The sequence below is a fragment of the Christiangramia sp. 3-2217-3z genome (assembly GCF_051195275.1).
GTDB classification, from domain to species: Bacteria; Bacteroidota; Bacteroidia; order Flavobacteriales; family Flavobacteriaceae; genus Christiangramia; species Christiangramia marina.
This window is the reverse complement of record NZ_JBNJLI010000002.1, coordinates 227,957-252,878: the sequence shown is the minus strand read 5'-3', so window position 1 is coordinate 252,878 and position 24,922 is coordinate 227,957. Positions and strand designations below refer to the sequence as shown.

Sequence of the window (24,922 nt, the reverse complement as noted above, 5' to 3'; positions counted from 1 at the left end):
TTAAGGTCAGAATATTAAGATAGCTATATCAATGTCTATAACTATTTCGCATTTTTAGATGAGATGATTTTCTGAGGAGTTTATTGGTCACAAAGTCGCTTTCTTATAGCAGCGAAATTTTAACAAAATTATACGAGCTCGCAGGAATCTAAAAAAGTATTTCATACGTAGATTTCCCTTGCGTTTAAAGCGGGTTTCAATCCATTGGATTAAATTCAGGACGTCATTATTCTATAATTTTAATTGTATTTTCGGAATTCTTACAGGATAGCTATGGGGAAGCAGTCGGTAATGTTGGTGTTGGAAGGAACCTATCCTTTCAATGGTGGTGGAGTTTCCACCTGGGCGCATCTATTATGTAGCCAGGTAAGTAACGTGAATTTTAAATTGTACTCCATTAATGCCAATTTTGAAACTACACCAAAATATGATCTGAGCCCTAATATTACCCAGGTGGTTCAGGTTCCATTATGGACTCCAGATGAACCTTATGATTATATTAGCTATGGAGACGAATATTACAAAACCGTAGGTAAAAAGGAATGGACCACGAATGAGATTGTGGAGCGTGAATTTGTGCCGGTTTTTTCAAAATTGTTGCATTTAATTTATGATGATAATTTCGAGGTTGAACATCTGGATGAGGTTTTTAGAGCTCTGTGGTTATACTTTGAAGATTATGATTACAAGGAAACGATGCGAAGTGAACCTGTTTGGAAGGCTTACCGTGAGATCATGTCCCAGTATATTGTAAGGGACTATAATCCAGATGCGGCTTTGATAGATATTACCATTGGGCTTCGATGGATCTATAGGTTTCTAATTCCACTGGCCATCACCGATGTCCCTAAATGTGATATCGCTCATTTAACTCTTTCAGGATTTCCTGTGATACCAGCTTTAATCGCGCATTATAAGTATGGCACGAAAATCATGCTTACCGAGCACGGTGTTTTTATAAGAGAGCGACTACTCGCCTTAAACAATTCTGAATATCCATTTTTTCTGAAACGTTTATTAATACGCTTTTCAGAAGCTATAGCAAGGTTGGCCTATTATAAGTCTGAAGCTATTGTCTCAGTAAATAAATTCAATATTAAATGGGAGAAAATGTATGGAGCAGATCCCAGCAAGATTTCGATCATATATAATGGGATTGATTCTGATAAATTCAAGCCGAAACCAAAACCAGACCATCTTCAAAATGTTCCGACAGTTGTTGCAGCTGCCAGGATCTTCGAGCTTAAAGATGTGATCACCATGATCAGGTCGTGTGCCGTAGTTCAAAAATCTATTCCAGATATTCAATATCTAATTTATGGTGATGACAAAGCGGTTCCCGAATATACAGATACCTGTCTGCATTTAATCGAAGAACTGGGAATAAAGGAGAATTTTATATTTATGGGACCAAGAAGCGATTCGCATAATATTTTCCCGGAAGGTGATCTTTCTATTCTTACTTCTATTTCTGAAGGTTTTCCTTATACAGTGATTGAAAGTATGAGTTGTGGTGTTCCGGTTGTTTCTACAGATGTAGGTGGAGTTAAGGAAGCGCTCGACGAAAACAGCGGCTTTTTATGCAAACCGAAAAATGACCAGGAAATCGGGCATAGAGTCATAGAATTATTACAGAACCATGATTTACGCTCGAAAATGGCAACCCACGCAAGACAACGCGTATTGGATCACTTTACGATCTCGAAATTTATACGGCAATATGAAGATGTTTACGAACAACTTCTAAATGAACATCAAGTGGAGAACCAACCTGTGGAAATATTTTAGATGAACCCGGAACAAAGAAAAGCTGTAGCACATCTCATCATTGCTATTAAAGATCGCAACGGGAAACCGGTAAATTTAAATGTAGTGATTGCCACTATCGAATCTTTAGGCATTAGGGAAGTTGATGTTGAAAAAGATTTTGGCTTTGATAGTATTTTAAGTCTTGCGAACTATATCTATAAAATCTTCGGTTTAAAAGCTTATAATGATTTAAAGAATGACAAGCAGCGAGTAGTTGAGGCCAAGAATTATAAGAAGATTGCCATTTCCTCGTATTTTTCATCTCGTGCGGTCAAACAATTTATACTTGAGAATGGATCTGGGATCTCGAACTTTTTGCCGGTTGCGATACAGGTGATTTCAATTGTGCTTTTCGGGATTTCTCTATGGACATTTTCTAAATTCAATAACCTGCAATCTACTGCCGTAGTTCTTGGTGTAATTGTGGGCTTCGTGGCTACCGGGGGATTTGTGCAGGTAATTGGAAAACAGGTTTCCTATTATTGGTATAATGAAGATTTTTATATGGCCCGGCACTCGGTTCTCAATATCATAAAGTACGGTACGCTTACCATCCTGGTTATATTCATATTTTCAGCCTTGCTTAATTTTATAATACCTTTATATTCTATTAGTTTTGTGATCATCTGTTTTTCTTATTCCTTATTTATTGGCTTCCTGCTTTTGGTACTGGCGCCCTTATATGCATTAAAGCAACGTTGGATGATCACGGTGAGCATAAGTTTAGGAACTGCACTCGCACTTGCTTTACATTTTTTCACTAAAGTCCCGGTATATTTTCTCCATTGGGCAGGAATAGTTGTCGCGGCTTTAACCTCGATCTTATATTTGCAATGGTTCTTAAAACATACTTTAAAGAAGAAGAAATCCAAGTCCATTGTAGAACCAAAAGTGACTTTGTCTATTTACCGCAACTTTAATTATTTTTTATACGGAATTTTCTTCTTCCTTTTCGTCTTTATGGATAGGATTATCGCATGGTCATCTTCTACTAATCGTGAAATACCTTATCTATTCTACTATGAAAAGGATTATGAAATAGGCATGGATCTCGCCATTCTGTTCTTCTTTTTACTGGGTGGAGTGCTGGAATACAGTATTAGCTCGTTTAACCGACACCTGGACTATTTTCAGCTAATACATACTTACTCAAAATTTAAGAAGTTCAATCGTAAAATGACGGGTTTATATCATCGTCATTTGAGATTGCTTCTTTTCACAACGATGGGAGTGGCGATCCTATTATATCTTATCATGACCCAGCCCTGGGGTTATAAAGCGGGATTTGATGAGGCACTTTCAGAACTGAGTATTAAGGTGAGCATATTAGGGAGTATAGGTTATATATTTCTTACTATAGGTGTTTTAAACACGCTGTATCTGTATACTCTTAATCAAAACCGGAAACCGCTGGTAGCAATTATCGCTGCGTTGTTAACAAATTTCATATCAGGAGTGATACTAAGCCGACTCATATCTTATGAGTATGCGGTTGTTGGTTTAATGCTAGGGTCTCTGGTCTTTATGCTGGTAACCTTTAGATATACGAAGCAGTTTTTTAAGAATCTGGATTACTATTATTATGCAGCATATTAAATACTTTGTTATGGGTCTGGTTTGTTTTTCAATCTTCAGTTTCTCTAAATGTAAGCACGAAACCGCAAAACGTGTGCTTGTAAATTATGGTGATTTTGATCCTGAACTCGTTCGGGGTTATGACTATGTAATATTAGAAAGCGCCCATTTCTCTTCGGAAGACATTAAAATTTTAAAATCTAACAACCAGAATGTTCTTGCTTACGTAAGTTTTGGAGAAGTAAATGAAGCTGCTCCACATTATAAGGAGATTTCAGAGTATACGCTGTCAAAAAACGATATTTGGAACAGCTACGTGCTCGACCTGGAGAATGAACAAACACGCCAAACAATTTTTGAAATCGTAAGAAATAATCTGGAAACTAAAGGTTTTGATGGACTCTTCCTTGATAATATAGATAACTACACTTCTTTTGGACCAACCCCAGAAAAACTGACTGCGCTCGTGAGTTTTCTAAAACTTGTTAAAGCAAAATTCCCAAAATCACATTTAATGCAGAATGCTGGACTTGAAGCGCTTGATGAAACCGAAGAGTATGTAAGTTCAATCGCGGTAGAATCTGTAGCAACCAATTATAATTTTGAAACTTCAGAATATAGAATGAGAGAATCGAAAGATTTCAATCAAAGAATTGACAATTTGAAAAGCGTGGCTCAGGATTTTGGATTACCTATTATAATGATAGAATATGCAGATAGTGCAGCTCTTAAGAAGGCCGTGAAAAAGCGTTTGAAGCCTTATCAGGCAAATCTCTTTATTGGTGAAATTGAGCTTCAAAACCTACCGGAAAATGAGTGATGTTTATTTCTGGTTCAGTGCAACTTTACTGGGACCACTAAGAATTCTTTTATTCTTTCTGTTTTTTTACATTCTATACAGGTTAACTGCTGTAAAATTATCTTATCAAACGGGAATCGAATTTTTTGTCCCCAGGTTTGTAATGGGACTTTCCGCAGCGATCATTGTTAGTTTATTTCTAACACAGATCAATGGTTTCGATACCATGCTAATTTTAATGATCATATGCTTATTCTTTGTCCTGAGTTTTTTAAATCTAAAACTAAAAAAACCACTCAAAGCTCAACTTCAGAAGATTTACAGCCGATTAATTTTATATGTGGTAATAAGGTTTGAGGCTAATCGGTCATTGGTAGAGCGTAAAAATTTCAGAAAAAGAAAACCGCAGACTCTGGAAGCTAAAAAAACAAAATTCTGGCAAATTGGAGTTGCTCTGTTCATTTTCGCCGCTATGTTTATGAGTAGGTATTATTTGCTGCAGTATGATAATTACCTTTTAAGTTCATCCTGGTATGAAGATCTGGATAAAGTAAAAGCCATTGCAGAACAAACCTGGTTCAGTGTTGTTTCAGATTCTATGGGTGGTTATGCGATCATATCATTATACGCAAAGATTTCAGGTCTTAGTGATATGCTGGCCTTGAGTAATGCTGGCTTTATCGAGTCGGCATTGCTGGCAGTGATCATATACTGGGCATTATATAAGATAACACATAAACATGGCCCTGGATTACTTGCGGCATTGGTATTCGGGTTTGGCTATACCATCATTCCCTTAAATATAGATTCTGTTCTGCAACATAAATCGGTCTTTCTCTCCATGACTCTGGCATTGCCGTTAATGATCTTCAACTTGTATCCCACAACTTTCCGTCAAAACAAATCGAATTATTTCCTTTGGAACATTATTGGTGTTCTGGCTTTAAGTTTTATTAATCTTTTTATAGCTCTGGCCGTCCTATTGCCGTTTATTCTCATTTGTCTTGTTATTAACCCAGCTGAAAAACGAGCGTATAATTTACGGGCTTTAACGGCATATCTTGTTAGTGCCGCACTAGTCCTCTTGTGTTATCTCGTTGTTTCATACTTCCTGCAGGTAAGCTTTGTGAATCTGTTAGTGTCTAAGTTAGTCTCATTTGATTATTATACCTATACACCAAACCTTATTCTTCCATTTTCAGAATTAGTGTGGTATTACATAAGTATAAACCTGGCTTTGGGAATTGCTGCAAGCTTTATGATCGCCAGAAAATCTTCCCGATGGAGGTCTATATTAGCAATTCTTGTTTTTGTCCTGTTTCTATTCACGATATATGTCCTGGATATTCCCATTCTGGATGATGATCTTTTGCTACAACTCATAGGGGTCTTTCTGCCAATACTAATTGGACTGTTATTCTATCTTATCTATCTGCCATTTTATAGTCTGATTAAAAAATTGAACGCTTCCAACTTTGCAGAAATTAGTGTCGTTCTAATTTTAACCGGAGGTTTATTTTATGTTGGAGAAAGTAAGGCCAGTGTGACCAGCGAGGTTTTTGATACAAAAAAAGATATTCTTCAGGCTTATTATGAGATCGAGAATAGCAGGCTGCCTTACTCTTATGCTGTGGTGAACACATCTATTAATGGTCGGGTAAGCCGCGGCTTGCATTACTTTCTGAGTTATGGAGATTTTAACGCATCATATCTCCAAAAAGATAAAAGTTTTGCACGTTATAAGGCTGATAAGGAGTATTTAAAAACCCATCCTGAAATAATCTTGCCTTCCAGTGTTTTTGTATTTGTTCCGGAAAAACTGAATCCTAAAATTTCGGAAGAAGTACAAAGGAATCTGCAGATCTTAAAACGAAGAGGAAGAGAGTTGAAATTGGTTTACGAAGGTCCTTCGGTACAGGTTTTTGAAATTGTAAATATTCCGAATTCCAGTAAAATAAATGAATTGTTGTTGTGAGAAATTTGAGAGGTAGGTTTATCATATTTTTAGTTAGTATTATATTGATATCTGGCTGTGAAAAAGATAGCAAGGAGCAGGAGACGGGTAAAAGAACAGAACGTATAAGTTATGAATCTTATAGTAAAGACCCTTTGGTGACATTTATCCTGGATCCAAAGGATAAAACCAGTATTAATTATAAAGAGAACATTCATAAAACACTTAATTATTCCAAAATTCCCTTTACGGCTATTCAACTGGATGAATTTAATTCCAAACCAGCCTTCGGGGCAAATAATCGCATAGTTATTCTTACGAATCCCGATGACCTGAATAAGCAAGCATTTAAACAAATCCTTGAATTTCTTGAAAATGGAGGGATGGTCCTGCTGCCTACTTTAAGTTCGGGGGAGCAATTTAACTTTCTTGCAGGAGTGAGATTTGATGGCGTTCAACAAATTGATACAAAGGCTACCGGTTACCTGGCTCCCAATCATATTCTTCCAAATTTTAAAAACAAGGCGTTTAAGAAGGCCACTCTACTGAACGGGTTAAACAGAGAAAGTTTTTCTGCTGATATTAAAGTACTGGCTACCGCAAATAGTGATACAAACTACCCGGCAATTCTTCAGAATGATCTTGGGAATGGTAAGGTGATCCTGATGAACACTTCTCAGGCCTTTGAAAAACGCGATCGTGGATTACTCTTTAGTATTCTTTTGCATGGACTTGAAGGAATACCATATTCCGTAGCAAATACTACAAGCATTTTTCTGGATGATTTTCCTGCGCCACTATATAACATGGCTATGGAGCCTGTTCATACCGAAATGTCCGTGACTCAAGCCAACTTCTATACAGATCACTGGTGGCCAGATATGCTAAATCTTGCCAAGGAACAGGGCTTGATTTATTCCGGTTATGTTTGTTTTGATTACCGAAACCAGACCACACCACCATTTACTTTTGAAGAATGGGAAAGCTCAAAAAAACGAGAATCTGGTAAAACAGTCATCGCATCTGACTGGCTAATGAATCAAATGAAGAATTCTGATCATGAACTCGCCTTTCATGGCTATAATCACGCTTCACTTGTTGAGAACGACTGGCCAAATTACGATTTTATGGTCCTGGGATTGGAAGCCGCGAAAAAGAGGTGGCAGATCAGGAACTATGGAAAGCTACCTTTAAGCTATGTTCCGCCGTCCAATAATATAGATAGTCTGGGTTTTGCAGCGCTACAACAAGTGTTTCCTTCCATAAAATATAACGCTAGCCTGTACCTGGGTAATTTTGAAGATGGTGGATCTCGGGAATTCGACCCAGAACCATTCAACACTCATTTCTATAATTTCCCAAGAATTACCAGTGGATATATCATGGATGTAGCCAATCAATACAACCAGCAAAATCTATATTTATATACAGGTATCTGGTCACATTTTATACATGCAGACGATATTTATCAAATTCCATCAAGTTTTGAAGAGCAGGAACCGCCATACGAATATCGAAATCAGGAACAGCTGGGCTGGAAAATTTCTGAAAACGGTTCTCTTGGATTGTATCCACGATTTGAAAATTATATCAAACAAACAAAAAAGCTGTTCCCGTTAATGCGGTTTCTGGCAGTTAAGAATGCAGCTGAAATTACTGAAGCCTGGAGAAATGCTTCTTATTCGTATAGTTTTGACAATCGGGAAGTTAAGGTAAGAACAAGCAAAGAAAATGAGAATTGGTGGTTTCTTTATGTGAATGATCAAAATAAAACGCTGATCGAAGAATATTTCAATTCCAAGAAATTTGAGTTTTCAAAAACAAACCTGCATACCGGGAATTTGTACATGCTGAAATCTGAGACTGGACAAGTTACTATTCCATATTTTCCGAAGAACACTTCAGCCTTAAAAGTTTCACTGGCAGAACAGTTCGAAAATTATGTCAATCTGGAAGAAACTCCGGCAGACGATTCCATTTCAGAAAAAATCAATGGGTTAAAACAAAGTTTGATATCTTCGAACTCCTTTTCTAAAAATGTATGGCTTGAACTCGCCCGTTATCTGGGGTGGCAGAACAGGCAGGCAGAAATATGGCCCTTGTTAAATATCCGTTACGAGCAGAGCAATAGAGATCAACGATATGTTGAGCTGGCAAGTATGCTGGTAAAAGGCAGTGATTATCCAGATATGCAGACCCGGAAATTCTGGATGGGTGAAAAAGTTGCGGTTTCAGAGGATCCACAGGTGAAACTCGATTATATCGGCTACTTCGGAAATAATAATGGAGTGAAATTAAATTCTGCTGAATTCAAGCAATTGATCGCTTCAAACAAATCAGAAAATGTTCGAAATTATATTGAAATGTTTCTGAAGGAATATCCCGATGAAGCAGCAAATTACTTCACTGAAAGTTCCTGTTCCAATCATCATAATTCAGCAGAGACCATTAGCTGGTTTTATGCCGACAGGCAGAACTATAAAGAAGCGATCGCCTGGGCAGGTTGTGCAGAGACGATAGACGCAGAGACCATAGATCAATGGTATTTAAAAGAGGGAAATGAAGCAGAAATTAGGCAAAGAGGTTATCCTCTTTATATGAATTGGTTGTTGAGTAATTCACCGGCCAAAGCCACACAGCAACTGATAAATATAGAAGCCTGCAATGATGATTTAAAGTCGTTAGCCACAGAGATCGCGTATGCTTTTGGGAACCAGGGAAGCTATAGAATGGCCTTAGCCTGGAGCGAATGTAGCACAGATTTACCGGTTTTGACCAGAATGTACTGGTTGGCACAATTGAGCAAAACACAGGAAATTGAGGATTTATATGCTCAAATTAGTCCTGAAAATGAACAATTCGAAGAGATTCAGGAGTTTTTAGTCTCCTACTATATTTCAGAGGCTAATTTCATTAAAGCCTGGAAAATTGCCGATTCCATGACAGCTTCTGCTAAGAAAACAGAATTCAGAAAGCAGTTGAATAAAGATGTGGTATTTATAGATAGCGACAAGCAAAAACAATTATTAGAGGAAAATCCTGATCTTTTTGAGAGCAAGGTATCAGCGCTTTTGGAAAAGAATATTAGAACTACAGAAAGTGATTTTATCCAGTTAAATGGGAATATGGTGGCAGACAGGCTGGATCCTAATTATTATGAAACAAAGATTGGTTATGGATTGAGAGATCGTTCCTACAATACGCATATTTTTAGCCTGGTTCAAACCAAGGCTTACGAAGTGCCAGTAACAGAAATATATCCTAATAACATAGATCGTAGCTTGTATGGATTCGATTATCAATTTCTAACAGCTATAAAACCTGGAAAATTCAATTTCACGGCAGGTGCGAGGCTGGAGTTGGACCAGGATGAGAATGTGTATTATCATATTCGCGCCGGAGCTAGTATTAGCAAGGACAGCCTTTATAGTTCAGCTTCTGTGTTTAGGCGACCTGCGCTTACCGGAGGAGCGTATGGTTTGGAGATTTACCAGAGTCAGCTTAATATCTACGAGGAGTTAAGGATCAATGAAACTTTTAGAACTACTCTGTATCTGGAAGGAAATCATTATGACGATGATGGTACTATTGACGCTACTGCTGCTTTTGCTTTCTACGGAAAAATATATCGCAATGGAAGATCTGCAATATCTGCCTATACGGAAGTTGCCGGATTACTTGGTAATAATGATAAAAGTAGTGGCTATCCTTACTGGACACTCAAAGAGAGATTGTACGGTGGTTTTGGAGCTGGATATACCTTTGGGAATTTAAATAAAGATATTAATCTAAGCCTTGATGCGGCATATTTCCTCGATACTTTTTCTGATAATTTTCAGCGTTACCGCGGTAGTTTTAGCTATCCTTTTGATGATAAACTGTATTTCACAGGTAGCCTGGAATTCTATACTTTAAAGAACTTTTATTCTAACAACTTTGGCGTTGGATTACGCTACTACCTTGACTAATGAGAGACTAAAATTAAGTTTGACTATTTAAGGATTCAATTTTATCATTCATAACATCGAACTCATTTCAAAAAAAAGTCCTTCAGAAATTTCTGAAGGACTTTTTTTAGTATTAAACTTCCAATTTTTACTGAAGTACTGCAGCTCTTTCAGTTTTAACCTCGTAATCGGTATAGCCTTTTGCTCCACCAGAGTAAAAAGTATCTTCATCCCAGGAGTCCAGTTCAACGCCCTGTGTAAATCTTTCAGCAAGATCTGGATTAGAGATAAATGGTTTTCCGAAGGCAACAAGATCTGCATCCCCATCTTCAATCACGGCATTCCCTTTTTCCCTATCAAAATTCGTATTGATCATTAATGTTCCCTTGTATATAGGGCGATAACGTTTCGCGATATCTGTTTCAGCAAAAGAAATTTCAGAAACGTCTGTAAAAGGTTCAGAAAGGTGAAGGTAAGCCAGATCGTATTCGTTCAGCTTCTTGATGATATAATCGAAAGTAGGGATGGTTTCTTCATCCATAGTTATCCCGAACAGGCCATGCATGGAAGGATTTAAGCGAATAGCGATACGATTTTCCGGCATTACTTCCTTGACCGCATCCAGAACATCAAAAAGTATTCTTGATCTTTTTTCTATAGAACCGCCATATTCATCGTTTCTATGATTGGAAGTCGCATTGAAAAACTGGTGAAAAAGATATCCGTTGCTGGAATGTATTTCTACTCCGTCAAATCCTGCTTCCATAGAATTTTTAGCTGCCTGCTTAAAATCTTCAATGGTTTGCTTGATGTCTTCTAAGGTCATTTCTTTGGGCACAACCGTATCTTTAAAACCTTCTGGTGTAAATGATTTCGAATTCGGATTGATGGGAGATGGCGCCAAAGGCAATTCACCTCCATGAAAATCTGGATGTGACATTCTACCCACATGCCATAACTGGATGAAGATCTTTCCATCAGCATTATGAACTGCTGAGGTTACATCCTTCCAGGCTTCAACCTGTTCATTTGTATGAATTCCCGGAGTATTAATATATCCTACGGCATCTTTTGAAACCTGTGAACCTTCAGTAATAATTAGACCAGCACTCGCTCTTTGCCGGTAATATTCTGAATGGAGTTCAGGAATAGCTTTCTTCTCTGGATTGTCTGCACGACCACGGGTCATAGGAGCCATGATGACGCGATTTTTTAATTCCAGATCCCCTAAATTATATGTTTTTAATAATGCTTGTGTACTCATGATTTAATTCTTAAAAATTGAATACAAAATTATGGCCTGGGAAAGGGAAAATAATTGACATGGAATAACTGGACTTGTTAAAGCATGTTAAGCTGTAGAAGATTTTCTAAAAGCAATTGGCAAAATTGACGTAGTCTGGAATTCTGGCCGGTTGTAAGAAATCTAATGAGGTGAGATTTAATTGTAAGGTTTTCTTCGGAAATGGGAATAAAAAAAAGCTTCAGATTTCTCTGAAGCTTTTTCGTTGTGCGGGCGAGAGGACTCGAACCTCCACACCTTGCGGCACTAGATCCTAAGTCTAGCGTGTCTACCAATTCCACCACGCCCGCATTTTAAAGTTTCACAACACTTAGGACTCGTTGTGATTCCCTGCTTAATTACTTAAGCGGGTGCAAATATAAAGATAAGTTTCAATTTTCAAACAGTCTTCCTGAAAAAAATTAAAAAAAATTTCAGCTAAAATTTAGTGACTACAATTAAGTTTCTGATTTTCAGTAAAGATCAATTTTAATGATTTTGAATAAAATTTATTTTCTTATGAAAACACTAAGAGCTTTGAGACCAATTTTCCGCCGACTTCTTTATAACTTTACGCAAACCTGAAAATTAGTACATGGATTCTATAAAAACATACCTTGAAGAACATAAAGAGAGATTTGTCGATGAATTAAAGGAATTACTGAAGATTCCTTCGATATCTGCAGATGCCAATTACAAGGAAGACATGCTGAAGGCTGCGGAAGCTGTAAAGCAAAGTCTACTTGATGCTGGTTGCGATACTGCAGAAGTTGCTCCAACTCCAGGTCATCCTGTGGTATATGCTGAAAAGATTATTAGCAAAGACCTTCCAACTGTACTCGTATATGGTCATTATGATGTGCAGCCACCAGATCCATTGGATCTATGGAATTCTCCGCCTTTTGAACCGGTCGTGCAAAAAACCGATATTCATCCTGTAGGGGCAATTTTCGGTCGGGGAGCCTGTGATGATAAAGGACAAATGTATATGCATGTAAAAGCCATGGAATACATGACCAGAAATGATGAACTGCCCTGTAATGTAAAGTTCATGATCGAAGGTGAGGAAGAAGTAGGAAGTGAACACCTGGACTGGTACATCAAGAAAAATAAGAAGAAACTTCAGAATGATGTGATCCTGATCTCTGACACTGGAATGATCTCAAAAGACACTCCATCTATCACTACCGGTCTACGCGGACTCTCTTACGTAGAAGTGGAAGTGACCGGAGCGAACCGTGACCTGCATTCAGGTCTTTACGGTGGTGCGGTAGCAAATCCTCTGAACGTGTTAAGTGAAATGATCTCAAAACTTACAGATGATAATAATCATATTACCATTCCTGGATTTTACGATAACGTAGAAAATCTTACTGAAGAGGAACGCTCTAAAATGGCAGAGGCGCCTTTCAGCATTGAGGAGTATAAGGAAAAACTGGATATCAAAGATGTTCATGGAGAGGAAGGATATTCTACGCTGGAAAGAGGTTCTATCAGGCCAACCCTCGACGTAAATGGAATGTGGGGCGGCTATATAGGCGAAGGAGCGAAAACAGTGCTTCCGTCGAAAGCTTATGCAAAAATATCCATGCGACTGGTTCCTAACCAGGATCACAAGGAAATTACCGAATTGTTTACAAAACACTTTGAAAGTCTGGCGCCAGATAGTGTTCGAGTGAAAGTTAAACCTCACCATGGTGGATATCCTTATGTAACTCCAATAGACACGATAGGTTACCAGGCGGCCAGTGCAGCCTATAAGGAGACCTTCGGAAAAACGCCGATCCCGCAGAGAAGTGGGGGAAGTATCCCAATCGTATCCCTGTTCGAAAAGGAACTGGACAGTAAAATAATCCTGATGGGCTTTGGTCTGGATACCGATGCGATCCATTCCCCTAACGAGCACTTTGGAATATGGAATTATCTAAAAGGTATTGAAACCATTCCATGGTTTTACAAACATTTTACTGAAATGAGTAAAAAGTAGAAAATATATCAATATTTCCATATAACGGGGGATCAGGTTCGCAGAATTTGATTTCCCGTTTTAGTATATTTGCCGCACTAAAATTATTTTTATGAATAAAATATTAAGTACCTGCCTTCTAGCATCGGCATTGACTTTCGTTTCCTGTAATGAGGACAAGAAAAATGCAGATAAGGATGAGCAGCAGGAAATCGCGATGAACTCAGATTTTGAGGTAAACGTAGATGAATTTGCAGATATTAAAGTACTGCGTTACCAGATCCCGGGTTGGGAGAATTTAAGTTTGAAAGAGCAGAAATTAGTGTATTATCTTACCCAGGCAGGACTTGCCGGGAGAGATATTATGTGGGACCAGAATTACCGTCATAACCTGGAAATTCGTGAAGCCCTTGAAAATATTTATACCAATTATGAAGGCGACCAGTCTTCAGAAGAATGGAATTCATTTGAAACTTATCTGAAAAGAGTATGGTTCTCGAACGGGATTCACCATCATTATTCCAACGCGAAGATCAAACCTGAATTCAGCAAAGAGTATTTCGATACGCTACTGATGGAAACAAATACTGAACTTACCGGGGAGGCTTACGAAGTGATCTTCAATGATAAGGATGCGAAAAAAGTAAATCTTAACGAAGCTGATGGATTACTGGAAGGTTCTGCCATCAATTTTTATGGTCCAGATGTAACTGCTGCGGAAGTGGATGCATTCTACGCGAAAAAGAAATCTCCAAATCCTGAAAGACCACTTTCTTACGGACTTAATTCCAAGCTCGTAAAGGAGAATGGAAAACTTGTTGAAAAAGTTTATAAAAGTGGCGGACTTTACGGTGAAGCGATCGATGAGATCATCAACTGGCTGGAGAAAGCAAAAGGTGTTGCTGAAAATGAAAAGCAGGCGAATGCTTTAGGTCTTTTGATCGATTACTACACTACCGGAGACCTGAAAACCTGGGATGATTACAACGTTGCCTGGGTTGAAGCTACTGAAGGTAATATTGATTATATCAACAGTTTTATAGAAGTTTATAATGATCCAAAAGGTTACAGAGGATCTTATGAAAACATCGTTCAGATCAAGGATTTTGATATGTCCAAAAAGATGAGCGTTCTTGAAAATGAAGTACAGTGGTTCGAGGATAACTCACCAATCATGGATGAGCATAAAAAAGATTCTGTAGTAGGAGTAACTTATAAAACAGTGATCGTTGCTGGTGAAGCAGGTGATGCATCTCCAAGTACGCCAATAGGTGTAAACCTTCCAAATGCGAACTGGATTCGTAAAGAGCATGGAAGTAAATCTGTTTCTTTAGGGAATATCATTTCTGCTTACGAAAGTGCAGGTGGATCAGATAAACTGAAGGAATTTGCACATGATGAAGAAGAAGTACAACTTTCTGAACAATACGGGAAAGAGGCAGATAAGCTACATACTGCATTGCATGAAGTAGTTGGTCACGCTTCAGGACAAATGAATGCTGGTGTTGGAGAAACCAAGGAAACTTTAAAGAACTATGCATCTACATTAGAAGAAGGTCGTGCAGATCTTGTAGGTCTGTATTACCTGATGGATCCAAAACTGGAAGAACTTGGACTTACAGATGATTCTGAAAAACTGGGAAAAGCTGCTTACAACGATTATATTCGTAATGGGTTGATGACGCAGTTAGTAAGAATTGAGCCGGGTCAGGATATTGAAGAAGCTCATATGCGTAACCGGCAATGGGTGAGTAAATGGGTTTACGAAAAAGGACAGGAAGAAGGAGTTATTGAAAAAGTTGAAAAAGATGGCAACATCTACTTTGATATTAAAGACTACAAGAAGCTTCGTTCATTGTTCGGAGATCTCCTTAAGGAAACTCAGAGAATCAAGTCTGAAGGTGATTTCCAGGCGGCAAAAGACCTGGTAGAAAACTACGGTGTAAAAGTAGATCAGGATATTCACAAACAGGTACTGGATAGAAATTCAAAATTCAAATCGGCTCCATATAGCGGATTCGTAAATCCTGTTTTGGTTGCTGAAATGGATGAGAATGATGAGATCGTTTCGATCAAAGTAACTCAGCCGAGATCTTTCGAAGAGCAGATGCTTGATTATTCTGAAAACTATAGTTTCCTAACTGAAAAGAAAGTGAAGAAAGAAAAAGAAGCTGCTAAAACTGAAGAGTAGTTCTTAGCAGAATTATAGAAAAAAAAGCGGCCAACTGGCCGCTTTTTTTTGTGAGTATATCTCTATTTGAAGTTTGTCTTAAGATACAAACGCTCCACTTTTTCTCTTGCCCAGAGTTCCTTCCGAAGAAACTTTAAACTGGACTTTTTTGTAGGATTGGATTTAAAACAATTAATATTGATCCTTTCTGCAAGTCCTTCCCAGCCATAATGATCATGTAAAGAATCAAGGATATCAGCAAGTTTGATACCGTGCAAAGGATTGTTTGGCTGAGTGTTCTTTTTATTTTCCATAGGCGTGATTAGGTTTTCTTTACAAACTTGGTAAGCAATACGATCTGCTGGCCTTCCACTTTACCTTCAATTTGCTCAGCATTATCATGAACCAAGGATATTCTTCGAACTGGAGTTCCTCTTTTTGCGGTAAGACTGCTGCCCTTTACATTCAGATCTTTGATCAAAACAACGCTGTCACCTGCTTCCAGTACCACACCATTACTATCTTTATGAACGAGCTGAATATCGGTTTCCTCAGTCTGTAAACCTGCTTTAGCCCAGTGCTTTAAATCATCTTCCATATACATCATATCGAGTAGGTCCTGCGGCCAGCCTTCAGATTTAAGTCTGTTCAGCATTCTCCACGAAATGATCTGGACGGCAGGGATGGTACTCCACATACTGTCATTGAGACAACGCCAGTGATTAGGTTCTACTTTTTCCGGATCTTCTATCTGTGATTCACAGTTCTGGCAGATCAGGATCTCAGCTTCATGGTCCTCTGGAGCTTCAGAAACTGTATAGACATTCAGGTGTTCGGTTTGACCGCACAATTCACAGGTGGAATCACTGCGTTCTCTTAATTTATCTTCAGTAATCATTTATTTCAACATTTTGAGAAGCAAAGGTAGTTTAAAGCCATGTTTTATTAAGTATTTATGGCTTTTTCAGTAAAATAGATTCAATTTCCAAGAATTCTGCTCCATAATTCAGGAAGTAAACTTTCTGCATCTTCCATGGAACGTTCAGATTCAGTTGCCGTTAATTCTCCATTCTCTTCCTGTAGTAAAAAGCTGAAAATAAATGGCGCATCGGGATCATTCATATCCAGTTTTCCGAAGCGAAGATCATTAAAATAAAGCTGCTCATTCTTCTCGCTGAAAGTATACCAGCCTTCGCTAATATCAATTAAACGCTTTAAGTTGGGGTCACCTGCAAGACTGTCGGCAAACTCAAGATTCTTCGGTACTTCTTGAAAACTTATGGGTTTGGTGTCAAAAATGGAATAGTCGGCGATCAAAAAATGGTCTTTGGCTTCTATATTTGCGCTCCATAATATACTATTCATAGGTGCAGGTCGTGTATCTATTTTTTGATAGGAAATAGACTGTTCTTCCAGAGCATTTTCGAATTTGTTATAAGTCATCCATTTAAGTGCAGGGGTGATCAATAGCAGGTAAATGCTACTAATAATTAAACCAAGCCGATTGTATTTCCTTCGTTTTGGATCATCTCGTTTTAAGCGCATGGCCATGATAAGCAGCACTAAAAACGGCAAGGTATAAAGCGGATCGATGACAAAGATATTCTTATAAGCCAGTCTTAGATCGAATGGCCAGAAGAGTTGAGTGCCCCAGGTGGTATGTGCATCGAGCAAAGGATGAGTGAAAAGTCCCAAGAACATGAGCCATGACCAGTTCTTCCAGGTTGCGGCAGATTTTGACTCGATCTTTGAAATAAGCCATCCAAAAACCGGTGCGAACAGGACTGAAAATACTATTGAGTGAGAAAAGCCACGGTGGATCTCGGTAGCTGTGATCGTATCATAAGCATAGCCTACAAAAGTATCCAGATCTGGAATGGTGCCGGCGATCGCCCCGTACAGCATCGCTTTATTTCCAACTTTTTTACCCAGAACAGCTTCTCCAACAGCTGCGCCTAATACAATTTGCGTCAATGAATCCATAAGTGGTATAGTATAATTGCCTTGTGAAAACTTACCTGTAGCTCAATCTTCCACGATCTGCATTTTTCTAAGTAAGAACGAAGCATTCATATTCTGACAAATTCCTTTTTTGAATCGGTAGTCGAAATGAAGTTCATTGTTCTCGATTTCGGCATCGAAATAATAATTCTTCACCTGCTCGAACTGGTTGGCAGTTTCGCATAAACTAAGGTCGTGCGTAGCAATGATCCCCGTTGAGTTCGATTTTACCAGGCGTTCAATGAACTTTTTGGAGCCTATCGCCTTATCTGTACTGTTGGTGCCTTTCAGGATCTCATCGAGAATGATAAAGTATTTCTCTGTCTGAATTTTATCGACGATATACTTCAGTCTTTTAAGTTCAGAAAAGAAATAGGATTCATCATCACCTAACGAGTCACTGGTACGCATACTGCTTATCAATTTAATAGGTGAGTAGGTACAGGAGTTGGCACATACCGGAAGTCCCATGTTCGACATGACGATTTGCAGTGCGACCGTTCTTAGAAATGTACTTTTTCCAGCCATATTCGCACCGGTAATGATAAAAAACTGGTCACTTTCTATGCTGAAATCGTTATCTACACGTTTAGTTTGCCTTAAAAGTGGATGCCCTAGATCTTTTGCTTCTATACCCTTTGGTACTTCAGAGATCTTCGGAAAGGTATATTGTTGATGATTAAATGCGAAATTACCAAGACTGTTGTACGCATCGAAGTTTTCTACAGCTTTAAACCAGTTGCTAACTTCTGTTCGATGCTGAAGGATCCATTTTTCGAGTCGGTAAGATTGTTTTAAATCCCAAAGCATAAATCCATTCGCAAGAAATCCAAATAGAAAATTATTCCGTTGATCCAGCGCATCAATTCCTTTACTGAATTCCTTTAAAATTTCTGAAGCTTTGCGTTTTTCCGAAGCAATCGAAGTCTGGAGATCATGGAGAATAACCGACTCAAATTTTTCGTCTTCAATAAAGCCGAGTAGCTGGTAATATTGCTGAAAAGTATCCTGCACCTTTCCAATTGCAGAAGATAGTTTATTGATCCTGCCAACGTAAATGGCGGTGATCATGATTCCTATAAGCAACCATAATAATAACTGATAAAATCCAATAAAACTGAAATAATAGGCAAGGATGACTCCCACAGAAATAGTCGTAAAGACAATCGGTAACCAGCGCATAACTGCCGGAACAAAAGCTTTATAGTTCGCAATCCATTTGAGAATGGTCTTCGAAGAATTCTCGGTTCTTACCAGGGTAGCGGTAGCACTAAACTGCTGCCGCCAGTCGGCTTTGTTCGCGAGTTCCTTGATTGCTTCCTGTTTTTCTGTGATTTTGGTCGTATCATTGCTCAGCAGAAAAGATGCTAGTTTGCTGGCTCCTTCAGCTAAAGCTGTTCTATTGAGATACTGAAAAAAGCTTTTTCTTCCGAAGAGATCAATATCACGACTAAAATCATGATCTTCAACATCAAATTCCTTTCCCTCTGGTAAATTCAGAAAATCTCCTGTTTCGAGAATGTGGATCTCAGTTTCGTTTATAGAGATCAAAGCTTCCGTTTTATCCTTTTCGCGTTTAAGACCTGAATGTCTTGAGATCAGGAAGATGAATAGGGCCAGGCAGCCGATGACCGCAGGAACAATGATCTGTACCTGATCGTAGAAAAAATAAATTGCGGCACATAGTGCGAGAAATATCAGTAATCTCAGGATACTCGAAACCGCCAGTTTTCCTGATAACTTCTTTCTCTCCTGCTCGTATTTGTTCTTTCTATCCTTGTAAAAAGCTAAAGGTTCTTTCATTCTAAACTATCTAATTCCTGCTTAAGTTTTCTGGTTAATCCTGCAACTACCAGCTCATAACTATGATCTATGAGTTTCCTGGTCAATTCCGGATCTACTCCACCATGCATTACTAACGTATTCCAGTGACGTTTATTCATGTGATAACCCGGTAAAATTGTTTCCGGATATTCTTCCCTTAGCTGAACAGCCCATTCGGGATCACATTTTAAATTTACTCTCAGTGGAACTTCATCGAGGCTGGCAAGGCTAAACATCTTACCCATGACCTTAAAAACAAGATTGTCCGGACCAAATGGCAAATGCTCTGAAACACCTCTCTTCATTAAACAATAATCTCTGAACTGGTCTATATTCATAAAAATTAGCGTTTAATAAAAATAAGTAGATCTTATTTTTCCAGTTTGGGAGCTTCCGTATTTTCGATGGTAAGTGCTGAATAATCCAGTTTCCAGCCAATGGTTTCCACGATCTTTTCCATTAGCGCGATCGTACCTAAAGCTTCTTTTTGTGCCTGCTCCATGAGTCCGCTTTGAGGGATCTTGTCTACGATGGTTTTTTTGGCGTCACGATTAATGTCTGTAAGATCTGAGGTCGTAAAAGGATTCGCCCAGCCTTCGCGCTTATCGTAATATTTAAAATCTGTTTCGATCGTTAATAATTCCGGTTGTGGGAAATTGGTAAGTATGATCTTTTTATTCTCATTGTCGCTTTGCATTCTAACTTTGCTCAGATCAAAACCAACGTGGGCTTTCGCCTGTACCAGCACAATGGCTTTCTTTTTTCCGAAGACCAGGCTAATGTATTTTTCCTTTAGATTCTCATAATGATAGATCTCAGAAAAATCACCTTCTACAGTGATAAATTTGCAAACGCTTCTAATCTTATCCATAAGAACAACAGATTGTTCATTGGTCTTCTCCATGGAACGATTCTTATTGAAGATCGAAAAAATAAAGTATGCAGCAACCGCACCGGCTGCAAGTCCTATAAATAGTAATTCCATATTATGTACCTATTTCACCTAAATGAGTGATTTTAAATCCTTTTTCATATTTAAGACCATATCCAAAACAACGATCAAAACTGGAATGTGCAAATAGCATGATTCCCGCAAGCTGTAAATATGCATTATCGAGCGTGATTCCTATCAGGTAGATCGCAATGGCAATTCCTTTATGATGAAAAATATTATAGGAAAATGCACCAATCTTATCACTTGCAAGATAACCCAACATGCCAATATCGGGAACTAAAAATAAGCCTGCAAACCACCACCAGCTATAATCCAGTTTTGTGAAGAGAAAAATACCCAGAATAAGCATTGCAAATTCTTCGATTTTCAAACTAAGCTTCATCTGTCGAGGATTTTATATAAGACCGGTTTCGATGGTGCTGCGTCATTTTCAAAAGATGCCGGCTGCAAACTTAGAAAATAGGCGCCGTCCTCGATCTTGTTTGGAACATAAATCAATTCTGTGATCGTGGCATGGTAACGAATTTCCTTCGGGTAGTTCCAGAAAGCTTTGTGAGCCAGAAGTTTTCCATCATCCTTCTCTTTATCTACAGAAGGCTGGTCTATAAGCAGGTGATCAATTCCCTGTTCTCTCAAAAAATTAGCCGCAGCTTCTTCCAGATATGGCCAGTTCGTATGAGAATGATGTTTGGAGATCTTACCAATATAATTTGGTAGCGTCCTGATAATGATCGCTTCAGCAGTAGAATCCTTTAAAGCTTTTTCGAATTGTGCTCTTCTGAAAATACGGTCTTCACCAGCAGTTTGCGGTTCTAAAGAGATCACTTCTGCCTTAAAAAAGAAACGTTTTAAATGCTGTTGAATAAAATTCGTTTCTTTGGTTATATGACCAACACACTCGGTATGCGTGGCGTGAGCGTGAGGATTAAAGCTGATATTGTTAAAATTCACTGAAGCGCCGGCACTTACTTTGCCAATAAAATTACCATCAATAACCGGCTTGATCTCGGGATGTTCCAGATACCAGGCGATTGGATTTTTTTCATCGCCACGCAGACTAATGGAAATATCCAGAGGTTTGGAAAGATCCACACGAAAATCTGAATTCTGGTAATGTATGCTGGCGATCATAAGAAATGAATATGCTCAACAAATGTAAGATTGTAAACCGATAATAGGCTAGCTGTAAAGTTGATATTTTTGAGACTCACCAAAATTTTAGTCATCAAGGTAAAAGAGTTCTGCAGCAATTCCATCGCTTAGAAATTTACCTTTTTCAGAAATATGAAATCCGGAATCACGCTTTTCAATTTGTCCGTTTTCAAGGAAAACCTGAACTTCCATTATAAAATGTTGTTCGTAAAGCTTTCCAAAGTTGCGTTGAATATCTTCTGAATTTACGCCGAATTTTGTGCGTAACCTCGTCATGATATATTCATTATATGAATCTGTCAGCGATAAAACTTCCTGTTGTTGCGGAATTTTATTTTCTGCTAGTGCTGAAATATATAATGAATTATTCGCCACGTTCCAGCTTCTGGTCTTGCCATCATAAGAATGGGCAGACGGACCAATTCCCAGGTAAGCTTTGCCCAGCCAGTAAGCCATATTATTTTCTGAATGAAAACCTGGTTTTCCATAATTTGAAAACTCGTAATGTTCCAATCCGGCGGTTGTAAGTTTTTGCACCAGGATATCGAAATGCTTTCTGAACTTCTCGTCGGTGACCGGTTGGATCTTTCCTTTTTTGATAAAAGTTTCCAGTGCTGTTTTTGGTTCTACGGTAAGTGCATAACTGGAAATATGAGGAATGTCCAATTCCAGAGCGATCTCCAGATTCTCGATCCATTGCTTATCAGACTGTCCGGGGATTCCATAAATAAGATCAATACTGATATTATCGAAATATCGCTTCGCAAGTTTCAGACTTTCCAATGCTTCTGTTGCGTTGTGTGCGCGATTCATCAATTTCAGATCTGCTTCAAAAAAGGACTGCACACCAATACTAAGCCGGTTTACTGGCGAATCATTCAGCACTTTTAAAACTTCTTCCGAGAGGTCATCGGGATTTGCTTCAAGAGTGATCTCGGCACTGTCTGATACTTCGAAATTCTGGTTGATGCTTAGAAAGATCGATTCAAGTTCTTCCGAAGAGAGTAGAGAAGGAGTTCCACCTCCAAAGTAGATGGTTTGTATAGTTCCGGGAATTTCATTTTTTCGCAATTTCAGTTCCCTGCCTAGCATTTCAACAAGTTGCCCCTTCTTCTTTGTAGAGGTGGAAAAGTGGAAATCACAATAGTGACATGCCTGTTTGCAAAATGGAATATGGATATAGATTCCGCTCATGATCTATTTGATCTTACCCGGATTTTGCTTTACAAACGCGCTCCAGCCTGTGTAACTTTTGCCAATTTCGGTTTTTCCAGAATTATAAAAGTGGCAAACCGCTGCAGCCAGACCATCTGTAGCATCAAGGTTTTTCGGAAGTTCCCCGATCTTCAGCATACTTTGCAGCATTTTTGCAACCTGTTCTTTGCTGGCATTTCCATTTCCTGTTATCGCCATTTTAATTTTCTTCGGAAGGTATTCTGTGATGGGAACTTCTCGTGATAATCCCGCGGCCATGGCGACTCCCTGCGCCCGACCCAGTTTTAACATGGATTGCACATTCTTACCGAAGAACGGTGCTTCAATAGCAATTTCATCGGGATGATAGGTGTCTATAAGTTCAATGGTTCTCTCGAAAATAAGTTTCAGCTTTACATAATGATCGCTGTATTTGTTGAGCTGTAACTCATTCATTTGAATAAAGATCATGTTCTTGTTAACCACCTTGATCAAACCAAAACCCATGATCGTAGTTCCGGGGTCAATTCCCAGGATGATCCTTTCTCCTTGTATCGTCTTTTTCTCTGTCGTGCTACTCACTAAAATTGCCTAATTTGGACTTCTGCAAAACTAATCAATTAAAACCTGGCGATCGCAATTTATGGCCATGCTTCCTGTCTACATCTTAGCCAGCATTTGTCTGTGTTATATGATTTTACTCCTATTACTATTATATGGATGGAGAAATTTAAAATCTAATCCTTCTTCTGTTTCTACTTCTGAAACCGATTTTTCTATCATTATTCCATTTAGAAATGAGCAGTTCCATTTACCCGCTTTATTGGACTCTCTGAAGGATTTGAAGTATCCGAGAAACAAGTTTGAGATCCTTTTGATCAATGACTCTTCTGAAGATGATTCAGAAAAACTGGTTCAGGAATTTGGCGAAATGCATCCTGAACTTTCGATCGAGCTCTTGCAAAACCAGAGAGAATCCGTTTCAGCAAAAAAGGATGCTATTAAAGTCGGCATACATAAATCCAGATTTGAATTCCTAGTCACTACAGATGCCGATTGTAAAGTTCCTGAAAACTGGTTGCAGGGATTTAATAATTATATAGAGTCTCAGGATTCAGATCTAATTGCAGCTCCGGTGATACTCGACGAAGTTCATCCTGAAAATCCACTATTCAGAAAATTTGATCTCATGGATTTTATGAGTTTGCAGGCTACTACGATTGGTGCTTTTGGATTGGAAAGACCGTTTATATGTAATGCTGCAAATCTATGCTTTAAGAAAGAAGCGTTCCAGGAAGTTGGAGGATATAAGCAGTCCAGCAACTATGCAGGTGGTGATGATGTTTTTTTACTTCAGCAATTTAAAGAACACGAAAGAAAGATCGATTTTATAAGAAGCACTAACATGATCGTAACAACCGCAGCGCAGAAAGATCTTCGAAGCTTTATACAGCAACGTTTACGCTGGGCAGCAAAATCTGCCGGTTACAAAGATAGTTTTGCAAGGTTTGCTGCTTTGACCGTGTTTCTAATGAATGCTGCAATAATCATAGGACTAGTGCTTTGCCTGTTCGACGCCAGTTATCTTCAGTGGCTTATGATTGGATTCCTTATAAAGTTTAACCTGGATTTTATGTTGATCTATAAAGCTGCGGTCTTTTTTGATAGGAAGGCAAGTATGCGAAGTTATGCCTGGAGTAGTATTGCTTATCCTTTATTTGCTTCAGGAATTGCGCTGACTTCTCTATTCGTAGGTTTTAAGTGGAAAGGAAGAGATTACCGGAAATAGATTTATTCGGCTTTTACAACTACCGGCATTTTAAACACAGTAGATACAGGAATTCCTCTTTTACTGGCCGGGTAAATTTTAGGCAAGGAATCGATACTCTGCCTGATCCAGTTCTTGATTTCTGGTAATTGATTGGTCACTGTGGTATCAACTTCTATGGATTCAACTTGCGGTTTCCCGTTCTTGTCGATTTCCAGATAAATAAAAAGTGTATCGTCAATGCTTTTGGTCACTACGGGTTGCTGACTCGCCAGGTGACTGTAAATTGTTGTAGAGACCTGTCGTGCGAAGCAATTCTTAGCTTCGGCAAGATTGGTAAGATTCTGGCAATCTTCGAAAGCGGGATATTCATCCACTTCTTTCCAGTTCAATGTGCGTGATTCCTGCTCCAGAACCTCTTCAGAAGAAATTTTCCTGGTTTCGAAATTACAGGAGCACAGAACTGAAATGGCAACTGCGAATAATATCTTCTTCATTAAAAGTTAGCTTTCGGATTCCAAAAATA

The 24,922-nt window shown here is 38.6% G+C and carries 20 protein-coding genes and 1 tRNA gene; 8 read left to right on the top strand and 13 right to left on the bottom strand.

All coding sequences use genetic code 11. From position 1 onward, the window contains the following. The first annotated feature begins 273 nt into the window (after positions 1 to 273). Genes pelF through ACSHZO_RS04485 form a run of 5 tightly spaced genes read left to right on the top strand, consistent with a single transcriptional unit; the run spans position 274 to position 10,105 of the window. Entirely contained in the window at positions 274 to 1,788 is a 1,515-nt protein-coding gene (gene pelF, locus ACSHZO_RS04505) for a GT4 family glycosyltransferase PelF (protein ID WP_298246040.1), read from the top strand. After that, the gene (gene pelG, locus ACSHZO_RS04500) at positions 1,789 to 3,405 is read left to right on the top strand and encodes an exopolysaccharide Pel transporter PelG (protein ID WP_298246041.1); all 1,617 of its coding nucleotides are present in this window, start codon (positions 1,789 to 1,791) and stop codon (positions 3,403 to 3,405) included. Further along, a complete protein-coding gene (locus ACSHZO_RS04495; protein WP_298246042.1) occupies positions 3,392 to 4,204 on the top strand; it encodes an endo alpha-1,4 polygalactosaminidase in 813 nt (270 codons plus the stop codon). The genes pelG and ACSHZO_RS04495 overlap by 14 nt, the downstream gene beginning before the upstream one ends. Next, the gene (locus ACSHZO_RS04490; protein ID WP_298246043.1) at positions 4,197 to 6,158 is read left to right on the top strand and encodes a hypothetical protein; all 1,962 of its coding nucleotides are present in this window, start codon (positions 4,197 to 4,199) and stop codon (positions 6,156 to 6,158) included. The genes ACSHZO_RS04495 and ACSHZO_RS04490 overlap by 8 nt, the downstream gene beginning before the upstream one ends. After that, entirely contained in the window at positions 6,155 to 10,105 is a 3,951-nt protein-coding gene (locus ACSHZO_RS04485; RefSeq protein WP_298246044.1) for a DUF2194 domain-containing protein, read from the top strand. Before ACSHZO_RS04490 ends, ACSHZO_RS04485 begins: the two co-directional genes overlap by 4 nt. A gap of 127 nt (positions 10,106 to 10,232) precedes the next feature. On the opposite strand, the gene ACSHZO_RS04480 is transcribed toward ACSHZO_RS04485, so the two are convergent. Both ACSHZO_RS04480 and ACSHZO_RS04475 read right to left on the bottom strand, forming a co-directional pair. After that, positions 10,233 to 11,348, bottom strand: a complete 1,116-nt coding sequence (locus tag ACSHZO_RS04480) for an alkene reductase (RefSeq protein WP_298246045.1) — start codon at positions 11,346 to 11,348, stop codon at positions 10,233 to 10,235. Positions 11,349 to 11,595: 247 nt separating this feature from the next. Continuing rightward, positions 11,596 to 11,677: transfer RNA gene (locus ACSHZO_RS04475), tRNA-Leu, on the bottom strand. A 284-nt stretch (positions 11,678 to 11,961) separates the two neighbouring features. On the opposite strand from ACSHZO_RS04475, the gene ACSHZO_RS04470 reads away from it, so the two are divergent. Together ACSHZO_RS04470 and ACSHZO_RS04465 are read left to right on the top strand one after the other, a co-directional pair. Beyond that, entirely contained in the window at positions 11,962 to 13,353 is a 1,392-nt protein-coding gene (locus tag ACSHZO_RS04470; RefSeq protein WP_298246046.1) for a dipeptidase, read from the top strand. A gap of 91 nt (positions 13,354 to 13,444) precedes the next feature. Beyond that, positions 13,445 to 15,523 (top strand): dipeptidyl-peptidase 3 family protein, encoded by a 2,079-nt coding sequence (locus tag ACSHZO_RS04465; protein WP_298246047.1) that lies wholly within the window; start codon positions 13,445 to 13,447, stop codon positions 15,521 to 15,523. A 62-nt stretch (positions 15,524 to 15,585) separates the two neighbouring features. On the opposite strand, the gene ACSHZO_RS04460 is transcribed toward ACSHZO_RS04465, so the two are convergent. The 10 genes from ACSHZO_RS04460 to ruvC form a co-directional block, all read right to left on the bottom strand. After that, a complete protein-coding gene (locus tag ACSHZO_RS04460; RefSeq protein ID WP_298246048.1) occupies positions 15,586 to 15,816 on the bottom strand; it encodes a VF530 family protein in 231 nt (76 codons plus the stop codon). A gap of 8 nt (positions 15,817 to 15,824) precedes the next feature. Beyond that, positions 15,825 to 16,400, bottom strand: a complete 576-nt coding sequence (locus ACSHZO_RS04455) for a PhnA domain-containing protein (RefSeq protein ID WP_298246049.1) — start codon at positions 16,398 to 16,400, stop codon at positions 15,825 to 15,827. Positions 16,401 to 16,480: 80 nt separating this feature from the next. After that, on the bottom strand, positions 16,481 to 17,485 hold the full coding sequence (locus tag ACSHZO_RS04450; protein ID WP_298246050.1) for a metal-dependent hydrolase: 1,005 nt from the start codon (positions 17,483 to 17,485) through the stop codon (positions 16,481 to 16,483). A 42-nt stretch (positions 17,486 to 17,527) separates the two neighbouring features. After that, positions 17,528 to 19,306 (bottom strand): MutS-related protein, encoded by a 1,779-nt coding sequence (locus ACSHZO_RS04445; protein ID WP_298246051.1) that lies wholly within the window; start codon positions 19,304 to 19,306, stop codon positions 17,528 to 17,530. Further along, on the bottom strand, positions 19,303 to 19,665 hold the full coding sequence (locus tag ACSHZO_RS04440) for an MmcQ/YjbR family DNA-binding protein (RefSeq protein ID WP_298246052.1): 363 nt from the start codon (positions 19,663 to 19,665) through the stop codon (positions 19,303 to 19,305). Before ACSHZO_RS04440 ends, ACSHZO_RS04445 begins: the two co-directional genes overlap by 4 nt. Positions 19,666 to 19,697: 32 nt before the next feature. Further along, positions 19,698 to 20,312 carry a DUF4230 domain-containing protein gene (locus ACSHZO_RS04435; RefSeq protein WP_141878924.1) on the bottom strand — a complete coding sequence of 205 codons (615 nt, stop codon included), beginning with the start codon at positions 20,310 to 20,312 and terminating at the stop codon, positions 19,698 to 19,700. Position 20,313: 1 nt separating this feature from the next. Continuing rightward, positions 20,314 to 20,664, bottom strand: a complete 351-nt coding sequence (locus ACSHZO_RS04430; protein ID WP_295178543.1) for a DUF4260 domain-containing protein — start codon at positions 20,662 to 20,664, stop codon at positions 20,314 to 20,316. Then, positions 20,661 to 21,413 (bottom strand): cyclase family protein, encoded by a 753-nt coding sequence (locus tag ACSHZO_RS04425; protein WP_298246053.1) that lies wholly within the window; start codon positions 21,411 to 21,413, stop codon positions 20,661 to 20,663. The genes ACSHZO_RS04430 and ACSHZO_RS04425 overlap by 4 nt, the downstream gene beginning before the upstream one ends. 87 nt (positions 21,414 to 21,500) lie before the next feature. After that, positions 21,501 to 22,628, bottom strand: coding sequence for a radical SAM family heme chaperone HemW (hemW, locus tag ACSHZO_RS04420; RefSeq protein ID WP_298246054.1), 1,128 nt, complete (start codon positions 22,626 to 22,628; stop codon positions 21,501 to 21,503). A gap of 3 nt (positions 22,629 to 22,631) precedes the next feature. Then, positions 22,632 to 23,183, bottom strand: a complete 552-nt coding sequence (ruvC, locus tag ACSHZO_RS04415; protein WP_298246228.1) for a crossover junction endodeoxyribonuclease RuvC — start codon at positions 23,181 to 23,183, stop codon at positions 22,632 to 22,634. Positions 23,184 to 23,319: 136 nt separating this feature from the next. Between ruvC and ACSHZO_RS04410 the strand changes: the two genes are divergently transcribed. Next, a complete protein-coding gene (locus tag ACSHZO_RS04410; protein ID WP_298246055.1) occupies positions 23,320 to 24,417 on the top strand; it encodes a glycosyltransferase in 1,098 nt (365 codons plus the stop codon). Between the two features lie 2 nt (positions 24,418 to 24,419). On the opposite strand, the gene ACSHZO_RS04405 is transcribed toward ACSHZO_RS04410, so the two are convergent. Beyond that, the gene (locus tag ACSHZO_RS04405) at positions 24,420 to 24,893 is read right to left on the bottom strand and encodes a hypothetical protein (protein ID WP_298246056.1); all 474 of its coding nucleotides are present in this window, start codon (positions 24,891 to 24,893) and stop codon (positions 24,420 to 24,422) included. Between the last annotated feature and the right edge of the window lie 29 nt (positions 24,894 to 24,922).

What these genes read in the sequence shown, in the direction of transcription:
- ACSHZO_RS04410 (WP_298246055.1), top strand. Translation starts at nt 23,320, where the DNA reads ATGATTTTACTCCTATTACTATTATATGGATGGAGAAATTTAAAATCT.
- ACSHZO_RS04465 (WP_298246047.1), top strand. Translation starts at nt 13,445, where the DNA reads ATGAATAAAATATTAAGTACCTGCCTTCTAGCATCGGCATTGACTTTC.
- ACSHZO_RS04435 (WP_141878924.1), bottom strand. Translation starts at nt 20,312, where the DNA reads ATGGAATTACTATTTATAGGACTTGCAGCCGGTGCGGTTGCTGCATAC.
- ACSHZO_RS04440 (WP_298246052.1), bottom strand. Translation starts at nt 19,665, where the DNA reads ATGAATATAGACCAGTTCAGAGATTATTGTTTAATGAAGAGAGGTGTT.
- ACSHZO_RS04470 (WP_298246046.1), top strand. Translation starts at nt 11,962, where the DNA reads ATGGATTCTATAAAAACATACCTTGAAGAACATAAAGAGAGATTTGTC.
- ACSHZO_RS04480 (WP_298246045.1), bottom strand. Translation starts at nt 11,348, where the DNA reads ATGAGTACACAAGCATTATTAAAAACATATAATTTAGGGGATCTGGAA.
- ACSHZO_RS04430 (WP_295178543.1), bottom strand. Translation starts at nt 20,664, where the DNA reads ATGAAGCTTAGTTTGAAAATCGAAGAATTTGCAATGCTTATTCTGGGT.
- ACSHZO_RS04450 (WP_298246050.1), bottom strand. Translation starts at nt 17,485, where the DNA reads ATGGATTCATTGACGCAAATTGTATTAGGCGCAGCTGTTGGAGAAGCT.
- ACSHZO_RS04460 (WP_298246048.1), bottom strand. Translation starts at nt 15,816, where the DNA reads ATGGAAAATAAAAAGAACACTCAGCCAAACAATCCTTTGCACGGTATC.
- ACSHZO_RS04455 (WP_298246049.1), bottom strand. Translation starts at nt 16,400, where the DNA reads ATGATTACTGAAGATAAATTAAGAGAACGCAGTGATTCCACCTGTGAA.
- hemW (WP_298246054.1), bottom strand. Translation starts at nt 22,628, where the DNA reads ATGAGCGGAATCTATATCCATATTCCATTTTGCAAACAGGCATGTCAC.
- ACSHZO_RS04495 (WP_298246042.1), top strand. Translation starts at nt 3,392, where the DNA reads ATGCAGCATATTAAATACTTTGTTATGGGTCTGGTTTGTTTTTCAATC.
- ACSHZO_RS04445 (WP_298246051.1), bottom strand. Translation starts at nt 19,306, where the DNA reads ATGAAAGAACCTTTAGCTTTTTACAAGGATAGAAAGAACAAATACGAG.
- pelG (WP_298246041.1), top strand. Translation starts at nt 1,789, where the DNA reads ATGAACCCGGAACAAAGAAAAGCTGTAGCACATCTCATCATTGCTATT.
- ACSHZO_RS04405 (WP_298246056.1), bottom strand. Translation starts at nt 24,893, where the DNA reads ATGAAGAAGATATTATTCGCAGTTGCCATTTCAGTTCTGTGCTCCTGT.
- pelF (WP_298246040.1), top strand. Translation starts at nt 274, where the DNA reads ATGGGGAAGCAGTCGGTAATGTTGGTGTTGGAAGGAACCTATCCTTTC.
- ACSHZO_RS04425 (WP_298246053.1), bottom strand. Translation starts at nt 21,413, where the DNA reads ATGATCGCCAGCATACATTACCAGAATTCAGATTTTCGTGTGGATCTT.
- ACSHZO_RS04490 (WP_298246043.1), top strand. Translation starts at nt 4,197, where the DNA reads ATGAGTGATGTTTATTTCTGGTTCAGTGCAACTTTACTGGGACCACTA.